Genomic DNA, 4,949 nt, shown 5'->3' with positions numbered 1-4,949 from the left:
TCATCGACTCCCTGGCCTCTTGCTCGAACCCTGATCAACATGCCCTCGTCGTTTGACCGGTCAAACGACCGGCATAGAGTGTCCCACCGAAGCCCCGGTGTCAACCCCGGGCGGTCGATCTTGACTCAAGGAGTTATGCGTGGCACCCAGCCAGCAGGCCCTGCACGACCTGCTCACCGTGTTGTCCGCACCCGATCTCGTGCTGTCCGCTTCGGACGGTCAGATCGGCTGGCCGGGTTCACCCGGTTGGTACAGCAGGGATCGGCGCGCACTCGCCCAGTTGGAGATCGGCGTGGCCGAGGGCGAACTGGTCCCGGTCGGGCGGCGCCGGGCGGGCCCGGGCGCGGTCACCCTGCACGCGGTGCTGTCCGGCGGCGCCGGCGATCCGACGATCATGGCCGAGCGGCGCCGCGCGGTGTCGCCCGCGACCCTGGCCGAGCACCTGCGGCTGACCAACTTCGGGACGACCACGGCGAATCTGACGGTGTGGGCGCAGGTCGGCAGGTTTCGAGCAAGGTGCAGGGAGTCGATGATGACTCAGCGGTCGGTCCGGCAGCGGGCGGTGACCCTGCGCGAGGTGGCGGCCCGCGCCGCCGTCTCCCGGCAGACCGTGTCCAACGCCCTCAACGCGCCGCACCGGCTGGAGCCGGCCACGCTCGCCAAGGTCATCAAGGCGATCGACGAGCTCAACTACCGGCCCAACCGGATGGCCAGGAGCCTGTCCACCGGCAGCGCCGGCCTGATCGGCTACTGCATCCCGCAGCGCTCGGTCGGCTACGCCAACTCCATGATGGACTCCTTCCTGCACGCGCTGTCCGCGGCGATGGAGACCGTGGGCCGGCACGTGCTGCTGTTCACCGCCCCGCCGGGCTCCTCCGGTCTGGCCACCTACGCGGACCTGATCGCGCAGCAGGCGGTGGACGGCTTCGTGCTCTCCGACACCGACCGGGACGACCCGCGGCACCAGTGGCTCGCCGAGCGGGACATCAGGTTCGTGTCGTTCGGTCGCACCTGGCCCAAGGACGGCGTGGAGCCCGGCTCGTGGGTGGATGTGGACGGTGCCGGCGCCTGCGCGCAGCTCGTCGACGGGCTGCACGCCAAGGGCCACGACCGGATCGGGTTCGTCGGGCGGCGCGGCCGGTTGGGGGCGGCCAAGGACCGCCGGCAGGGCTGGCGGGACGCCTGCGCGCGGCGCGGCCTGCCGATCGCCGGAATGGCGGTGTCCTGTCCGGGTGACACGGTGGCCGACGGTGAGCGGGCCGCGGAGCAACTGCTCGGCCTGCCGAACCCGCCGACGGCGATCGTGGCGATCTCCGACGTGTTCGCGCTGGGGGTCATGCGCGCGGTGATCCAGCGCGGCGGCCGGCCCGGGACGGACTTCGCGGTCACCGGGTTCGACGACACGCCGCTGGCCGCCGCGGTCAGCCCGGGGCTGACCAGCGTGCGCCAGCCGGTCACCGACATCGCGGCCACCGCGCTGCGGTTACTCCAGGCTCCCTCGGCCGAACCCGAGGGTGTATTGCTACCCGCGACCATTGTCAGCCGCGCAAGCGCTGATATAACGACTGATCTCTCGCCGGTGGACGGCCGGCGAAGTGTCGTCGCCGATCTTCGGCTCGACGCAGGGTTGAAAAAAGATCGACAGGAGAACAAAACATGATTGTTGGAGCAAGGGCCCTGCGTGGTGCCGCCGCATTGGCAGCGGTGGCCCTGCTTGCGGCCTGCGGCAACGACTCCGGTGGCGGCGGCAACGCGGCCGGAAACCCCGATGCGCTCGACGGCCGCGGTGAGATCACCTTCGCCACCGGCAAGGACACCTCGGGCAACATGGTCAAGCTCGTCGACAAGTGGAACGCCGAGCACCCCACCGAGAAGGTCCGCATCGTCGAGCTGCCCGAGTCGGCCGACGGGCAGCGCCAGCAGATGGTGCAGAACGCGCAGGTGAAGTCCGACGCGTTCACCGTGCTGAACCTGGATGTGGTGTGGACGGCCGAGTTCGCCGCCAACAAGTGGGTCGTCGAGCTGCCGCAGAGCCAGTTCCAGCTGGACAAGTTCCTCAAGCCGGCCGTGGACACCGCCAAGTACCGCGACAAGCTCTACGCGGTGCCGGTGTACTCCGACGGCGGTCTGCTCTACTACCGCAAGGACCTGCTGGACAAGGCGGGCGTGCAGGCTCCCAAGACCTGGACCGAGCTGCTCTCGGCCTGCCAGAAGGTGGACGCGCTGCCCGAGGCGACCGGAATGGAGTGCTACGCCGGTCAGTTCGAGAAGTACGAGGGCCTGACCTGCAACTTCTCCGAGGCCGTGCAGTCGGCCGGTGGCTCGCTGCTCAACGCAGAAGGCAAGCCGACCCTGAACACCCCGGAGGCCAAGGCCGGCCTGAACGTCCTGGTGCAGGGCTTCCAGAGCGGCGCGATCCCGCGGGAGGCCATCACCTACAAGGAGGAGGAGGGCCGGCGCGCCTTCCAGGCGGGCAAGCTGCTCTTCCACCGGCAGTGGCCGTACCAGTGGGCCCTGGCCAACAAGACCGATGGTTCCTCGCAGGTGGCCGGCAAGTTCGACGTCGCGCCGCTGCCCGGCCAGACCAGTGGCGGTAGCTCCACCCTCGGCGGGCACAACTTCGCGATCTCGTCCTTCGCCAAGAACAAGGCGACCGCGCTGGACTTCATCAAGTTCTTCACCTCGGAGGAGAACGAGAAGTCCAACCTGATCGCGACCTCGCAGGCGCCCACCCTGGCCAGCCTGTACGAGGACGCGGAGCTGACCAAGCAGTTCCCGTACCTGCCCACGCTCAAGGACTCCATCCTGAGCGCGAAGCCGCGCCCGCAGGCGGTCAAGTACGGCGACGTCACCTCGGCGATCCAGGAGAACGCCTACGCGGCGCTGACCGGTGCGAAGACACCGGACCAGGCGCTGGCCGACATGCAGAAGAAGCTCGAAGAGCTCACCGCGCAGTAGTCGAATGAACGGGAGGCCCGGCCGGGCACACAGCTCGGCCGGGCGCTCCCCACTCGTTTTTCCGCGTGGCCCAAGGAGATCGTCGTGACCACAACCGCTGCCCCACCAGCCGGGCCAGCGAAGTCCAAGAAGGCGGCAATCAAGCAAAGCCCGCAGGGATCGGGAAAGCTCGCGGCCCTGCTGCTGTCGCCCACGTTCTTCGTGCTGGGACTGGTGATCGTGTATCCACTGATCGCCGCCCTGCGCGAGTCGCTGTACCAGCGCGGTGAAGGCCTCGACGAGAGCGGCTTCGTCGTCGAGGGCGAGAACTTCGTCGGCGCCGACAACTACTCGGCGGTGTTCTCCGGCGAGACCGGAGACCGGTTCTGGAACGCCTTCGGCAACACCACCTGGTTCACGGTGATCTCGGTGCTCATCGAGATCCTGATCGGCGTGTCCATGGCGCTGGTGATGCACCACGCGCTGCGCGGCAAGGGACTCGTCCGGGCCAGCATCCTGGTGCCGTGGGCGATCCCGACCGCGGTGTCGGCCATCCTGTGGCGCTGGATCTTCCAGACCGACGGCATCGCCAACGAGATCCTGCGCTCCGAGGTGCTGTGGACCGCCGAGGGGCAGCAGGCCTTCTGGGCGGTGGTCATCGCCGACACCTGGAAGACCGCGCCGTTCATCGGGTTGCTCACCCTGGCCGGACTGCAGCTGATCTCCAACGAGGTCTACGAGGCGGCCAGGGTGGACGGCGCCAACGCCTGGCGGACCTTCTGGCGGATCACGCTGCCGCTGGTGAAGCCGGCGCTGCTGGTCGCGGTGTTGTTCCGCACGCTGGACGTGCTGCGCATGTTCGACCTGCCGTTCGTGATGATCGGCCCGCGCAAGTACGCGGTGGAGACACTGTCCATGCTGGCCTACGAGGAGGCGAACAACCTCCGGTACGGGCCGGCCGCCGCCTACGCGACGATCCTGTTCGTCTACGTGGCGCTGGTGGCGTTCGCGTTCGTCAAGCTGCTCGGCGCGGACGTGATCGGGGCGGCCCGGTCGGAGACGAAGGCCAAAGGCAAGGGCCGGCAGGAAGTCCTGGCGGCGCCGGTAGCGGTTGGAGGGTCGACCATATGAGTGCCACCGCAACCCAGATGCGCAGTGGTCGCCGCTGGTTACTGAATCTCGGCATCGCCGTCATCGTCCTGTACTGCCTGGCCCCGTTCTACTGGATGGTCGTCTCGGCGTTTCGCCGGCCGGGCGACCAGGGGGCCAACACGCTGTTCCCGGCGCCGTGGTCACTCGAGAACTTCACCGCGGTGTTCGGGCCGGACGTCGGCTTCCAGCGGTCGCTGGTGAACAGCCTCGTGGTGGCCGGGGTCACCACGATCCTGACCCTGCTGGTCGGCACGTTCGCGGCCTACACGCTGGCCCGCCTCGAGTTCCGGGGCAAGGGCGTGGTCGCCGCGATCATCATCGCCACCGCGATGTTCCCCGGCATCTCGCTGATCGTTCCGCTGCTCAAGCTGTTCACCGAGATCGGCTGGATCAACACCTACCAGGCGATGATCGTGCCCAGCCTGTCCTTCGCGCTGCCGCTGGCCATCTGGACCCTGGCCACCTTCTTCCGGCAGATGCCCAAGGAGTTGGAAGAGGCCGCCATGGTCGACGGGTTGACCAGGGGCCAGGCGTTCCGCAAGGTCATCATTCCGCTGGCCGCGCCCGGCATGTTCACCACGGCGATCATCACGTTCATCGCCGCCTGGAACGAGTTCATCATCGCGCTGTCGATGGTCAACGAGAAGAGCATGCAGACCGCGACCGTCGCGATTTCCCGGTTTACCGGCATTACCGGCTTCGACACGCCGTTCGGCACGCAGATGGCGGCGGGGGTGATCGTAACGGTACCCCTCGTCGTGGTGGTGCTGATCTTCCAGCGGCGGATCATCGCCGGCCTCACCGCGGGAGGTGTCAAGTAGTGAAATCCTTACCCTGCATAATAGTTCTGAGTTTGGCCG

General features: G+C 67.9%; 4 protein-coding genes. All 4 read left to right on the top strand.

Translation table 11 applies throughout. The annotated features are described in order from the left end of the window. Positions 1 to 139: 139 nt before the first annotated feature. The 4 genes from VFO68_RS19620 (at position 140) to VFO68_RS19605 (ending at position 4,910) form a co-directional block, all read left to right on the top strand. On the top strand, positions 140 to 1,660 hold the full coding sequence (locus VFO68_RS19620; protein WP_325159782.1) for a substrate-binding domain-containing protein: 1,521 nt from the start codon (positions 140 to 142) through the stop codon (positions 1,658 to 1,660). 44 nt (positions 1,661 to 1,704) lie between these two features. Next, the gene (locus VFO68_RS19615; RefSeq protein WP_325159781.1) at positions 1,705 to 2,958 is read left to right on the top strand and encodes an ABC transporter substrate-binding protein; all 1,254 of its coding nucleotides are present in this window, start codon (positions 1,705 to 1,707) and stop codon (positions 2,956 to 2,958) included. An 84-nt stretch (positions 2,959 to 3,042) separates the two neighbouring features. Then, entirely contained in the window at positions 3,043 to 4,068 is a 1,026-nt protein-coding gene (locus VFO68_RS19610) for a sugar ABC transporter permease (protein ID WP_325159780.1), read from the top strand. After that, on the top strand, positions 4,065 to 4,910 hold the full coding sequence (locus VFO68_RS19605; protein ID WP_325159779.1) for a carbohydrate ABC transporter permease: 846 nt from the start codon (positions 4,065 to 4,067) through the stop codon (positions 4,908 to 4,910). The genes VFO68_RS19610 and VFO68_RS19605 overlap by 4 nt, the downstream gene beginning before the upstream one ends. The last annotated feature ends 39 nt before the right edge of the window (positions 4,911 to 4,949 follow it).

Source organism: Actinophytocola sp. (genome assembly GCF_035712165.1).
Taxonomy (GTDB): domain Bacteria; phylum Actinomycetota; class Actinomycetes; order Mycobacteriales; family Pseudonocardiaceae; genus DASYTH01.
This window is presented reverse-complemented; position numbering and strand designations above follow the sequence as displayed.